Consider the following 4,286-nt stretch of genomic DNA (forward strand, 5'->3'; position numbering starts at 1 on the left):
GGTGACTTCTTCGTTGCGCAGGCGCTTGTCCACCTTGTCGAAGAAGCCGAAGTACTCGTTGAGCACGGTCATGAACTTGGTGAGGGCCGCGCCTTCCAGCTTGGCCGCGCCTTCGCCGTAGCGCACGGTCATGGACTCGGCAGCGCGCTTGATCATCACCTGCACGAACTGCCGGTCGTCCTTGATGTACTGCTCGCTCTTCCCTTTCTTGATGCGGTAGAGCGGAGGCTGCGCGATGTAGACGTTCTGCCGCTTGATCAGGTCCTGCATGTGGCGGAAGAAGAAGGTGAGCAGCAGGGTGCGGATGTGGGAGCCGTCCACGTCGGCGTCGGTCATGAGGATGACCTTGCCATAGCGCAGCTTGGTGGGATCGAAGTCTTCCTTGCCGATGCCGGTGCCCAGCGCCGTGATCATGGCGCGGATCTCCTCGTGCCCCAGCATCTTGTCGTAGCGCGCCTTCTCCACGTTCAGGATCTTGCCTTTCAGCGGCAGGATGGCCTGGAAGCGGCGGTCGCGCCCCTGCTTGGCGGTGCCACCGGCCGATTCGCCCTCCACCAGGAACAACTCGCAGCGCCCGGGATCGCGCTCCGAGCAGTCGGCCAGCTTGCCGGGCAGGCCGCCGGAATCGAGCGCGCCCTTGCGGCGGGTGAGGTCGCGGGCCTTGCGCGCGGCTTCGCGCGCCCGCGCCGCCTCGATGGCCTTGTTGATGATCTTGCGCGCTACCGGCGGGTTCAATTCGAAGAACGACCCCAGACGCTCGTTGACGAAGGCCTGCACCACCCCGGCGATGTCGGAGTTCAGCTTGCCCTTGGTCTGGCCTTCGAACTGCGGCTGCGGCAGCTTCACGCTGATCACCGCCACCAGGCCCTCGCGCACGTCGTCCCCGGTCAGGTTCTCCTTGACGTCCTTGAACAGGCCGAGCTGCTGCCCGGCGTAGTTGATGGTGCGGGTGAGCGCGGTGCGGAAGCCGGAGAGATGCGTGCCCCCGTCCACCGTGTTGATGTTGTTGGCGAAGGTGAAGAGCGACTCGGAGTAGCCGTCGTTGTACTGCAGCGCGATCTCCATGTTCACGCCGTCGCGCTCGGCCTCCATGTAGATGGGGCGGTCGTGCAGCACGCTCTTGCCGCGGTTCAGGTGCTTGATGAACTCGGCGATCCCGCCGGTGTACTTGAACTCGGTGCGCTTGGCTTCGCCCGTCTTGGTGTCGCTGGCGCGCTCGTCGGTCAGCGTGATCTCCAGGCCCTTGTTGAGGAAGGCCAGTTCCCGCAGTCGCTGCGCCAGGGTGTCGTGGTTGAACTCGATGGAGGTGAAGATGGTCTTGTCGGGCAGGAAGCGCACGCGCGTGCCCCGCTTCTGCGTCTTGCCCGTCTTCTTCAGCTTCGACGTCGGCTCGCCGCGCGAGTAGCTCTGCTCCCACACGAAGCCGTCGCGCCAGATCTCCAGATCCAACTGGTAGCTGAGCGCGTTGACCACGGAGACGCCGACGCCGTGCAGCCCGCCCGAGACCTTGTAGCTGGAGGTATCGAACTTGCCGCCGGCGTGCAGCATGGTCATGACCACTTGCGCCGCGGGCATGGTCTCGCCGTCCACTTCCATGTCGTCGACAGGGATGCCGCGGCCGTTGTCCACCACGGTGATGGAGTTGTCGATGTGGATGGTGACGTCGATGTGGTCGGCGAAGCCGGCCAGCGCCTCGTCCACCGAGTTGTCCACCACCTCGTAGACCAGGTGATGCAGCCCCATCTCGCCGGTGGAGCCGATGTACATGGCGGGGCGCTTGCGCACCGCCTCCATCCCGCCCAGCACCTTGATGTCGGCGGCGGTGTAGTCGCCGTTGCCGTTGCCGCCGTTGGCCTTCGCCTTCTTGGGCTTGGGCTGCGCTTTTTCGTTCTTTTCGTTGGCCACAGCGCTTCCTGTCAGCGTTTCTTTGGTCGCCATTCCCATCCCTTGCGGAGACGCACGTCGAGCCCGCTGCGGGCCCCGTTCTCAGCCCTGTTCCGGCCCGCCGCAATGCACTTCAAATTATTGATATTTCAGTCACTTAGCCAGCGCCCGAGTACTGCTTAGTCTACCACAAAAAGGGGCGATTTTGGGGGGCGGAAAAGGGCCCCAGAATGCAGAATTGAGAATGAAGAATGCAGAATGAAAAGCCGTCACTGGCAGCCGGACATTCTGCATTCTCAATTCTTCATTCTGCAATTCTCCGTGTCTCTGTGCCGGAGCCTGCCCTGAGCGAAGCCGAAGGGTGGTGAAGGCTACTTTGGCGGCTCCGCCGGCGCCGCGAACTTCACGCTGTCCGCGTACTTCTCCAGCGCCGCCAGGTGCTCCGGGGTGTCGGTCCAGAAGGAGAGGATCAGCGCGTAGTCCTTCTGGATGGAGACGTACTCGGCGTAGGAGATGGAAACGCTCTTGCCGTTGATGATGGTCGCGGCGCTGTAGTCCTGGCGCCAGAAGGGCTGGCCCCCCAGGCGCACCTCGGCGGGCGGGTGCAGCGGCTTCAGGTCCAGCCCCGCCAGCGGCGGCACCGACCCCACCGCCTCCAGGTAGTCCTTGCCGCTCTCGACCCCGGCGTCCTCGGGCAGGCGCTCGGCCGCCACCTGCACCTGGCTGGGGACGGCCTCCATCTCCACCCGCCCCGCGGCCGAGAGCAGCAGGAAGGCGCGCGCTGCCGCCTCCTGCCCCGCCGCCTGGCTCTGGGGATCGCTGCCGTAGAGCTTCTGGAGGTTCTCGTCCACGCTCTTGCGCAGGGCGGCGCTGTCTTCCACCTCCCAGCCCTTGGGCAGCGACAAGGTGAAGCCGAAGAAGTCGCTGGTGTAGACGTCCTGGGCCACGCGCCCGCTGTCCGGGCGGTCGCTGGCCTGCGCGATGACCTGGGTCTGGGCCTGGGCGGGTGCGGCGGGCGCCGCCGCCGGCTTGGCCTCCTGCGCCCACACCCCGGCCGCCAGCAGCAAGACCACGGGAAGGAAAGAGAACTTCATGCGGATTTCGCCATTATGACAGGAAAGGCATCTTAACCACAGAGGACACGGAAGACACAGAGGAGAATCCGAATGTAAGAGTCCCGCCATGCGGGACGTCAGAACCCAGCCCGGCACGTCAGTGCCGGGTAGGCGGGACGAGAAACCTGAGTCCCGCAGGGACGGCAGAGCCTCGTATTCAGGGCACGCCTTCAGGCGTGCCATCAAGGCGCCCTATCTTGAATTGTCATCCCGAGCGAGCCGCTGTCCTGCGGCTCGCCCGCAGGACAGCGCGAGTCGAAAGACCTTGGGTTTGCTCTTCCGCCTCTAGCGCACGGAGATTCCGAGGGTTACCCGCCGGAGAGTGTAAAGGCGATGGTGACTTGGGTGTCCACCTCAACCGGCTGCCCTTGCAGCAGGTAGGGCCGATAGCGCCACTGCCTCACAGCGTCCATGGCCGCCGGAACCAGCACTGGATGTCCGCTGACCACACCCAGCTGCTGCACTTTCCCGTCTTTGCCGATGATCACGTGCAGAACCACCCAGCCTTGGAGGCGGTGAGCCTTGGCAATCTCGGGATACCGGGGTGCCACCCTGTATGCCAGCATCCCCGCCGCTACTTCCGCGCTCACCCGGATGCGCAGCGGCATCGGCTGGCAGGGTGCATACGGCGCCGCCGGCAGCGGCTGCGGGCAGATGAAGGCAGGCACTGTCTGCCCCGACGACGCCCAGTCCGGCACCGCACGTTGCGCCATCCCACCAATCGCCTCGGCGGCGATGTTGCGGCCCTGTTCCGGATCCGGCTGGGCATCGTTGCGGATGAATTCCTCCTTGATCTCCTGCGGAAACTTGCCCAGGACGAACTCCTGGCGATGCGCGGCGAAGTCCGCCAGCAGCGTTCCCGGCTGCCGCCAGGCACTGAGGGGAATGAGGTAATAAGCGTCCACGCGGTGCGTGCCCATGAGCTTGCCCGCGGGCGAGCCTGCCCACATCTCGCTGCGCGCCACCGCGAACGGTGAGAGCTCCGTGGTCCGGTTCTCCTGCTCGAGATACACCCGCTGGAGCGGCAATTCGCTCGCGTCCTTCGCGAGCGCCGCCACCACCAGCAGCGCGTGCTTGTTCAGCGCTTTGTACTCGGCCTCGTCCTTGGGCATCTCCACCGCAAAGGCGGCGTAGCGGTCGGCGGTGATCCCCGCCGGGATCCCGCGCGCGAAATCTTCGATGGCCTGGTCGAGCTGCGCCGGCCGGGGGATGGGCGCCGGGGCCTGCGCCTCCTGCGCCCACGCCGGCAGGCCGAGCGCAACCACTACTGCCGCCAGAAGTGCCCTT

At 65.5% G+C, this 4,286-nt stretch carries 3 protein-coding genes; all 3 read right to left on the reverse strand.

The features are described from left to right. A partial coding sequence (locus VEG08_10010) for a DNA gyrase subunit B (protein ID HXZ28317.1) occupies window positions 1–1,938 on the reverse strand: 1,938 nt, incomplete at its 3' end. A gap of 317 nt (window positions 1,939–2,255) precedes the next feature. Then, the gene (locus tag VEG08_10015; GenBank protein HXZ28318.1) at window positions 2,256–2,978 is read right to left on the reverse strand and encodes a hypothetical protein; all 723 of its coding nucleotides are present in this window, start codon (window positions 2,976–2,978) and stop codon (window positions 2,256–2,258) included. Window positions 2,979–3,307: 329 nt separating this feature from the next. Continuing rightward, window positions 3,308–4,286: energy transducer TonB (locus VEG08_10020; GenBank protein HXZ28319.1), on the reverse strand; the 979-nt coding region annotated here is incomplete at its 5' end.

Source organism: Terriglobales bacterium (assembly GCA_035624475.1).
In the GTDB taxonomy this organism is placed as follows: Bacteria; Acidobacteriota; Terriglobia; order Terriglobales; family Acidobacteriaceae; genus DASPRL01.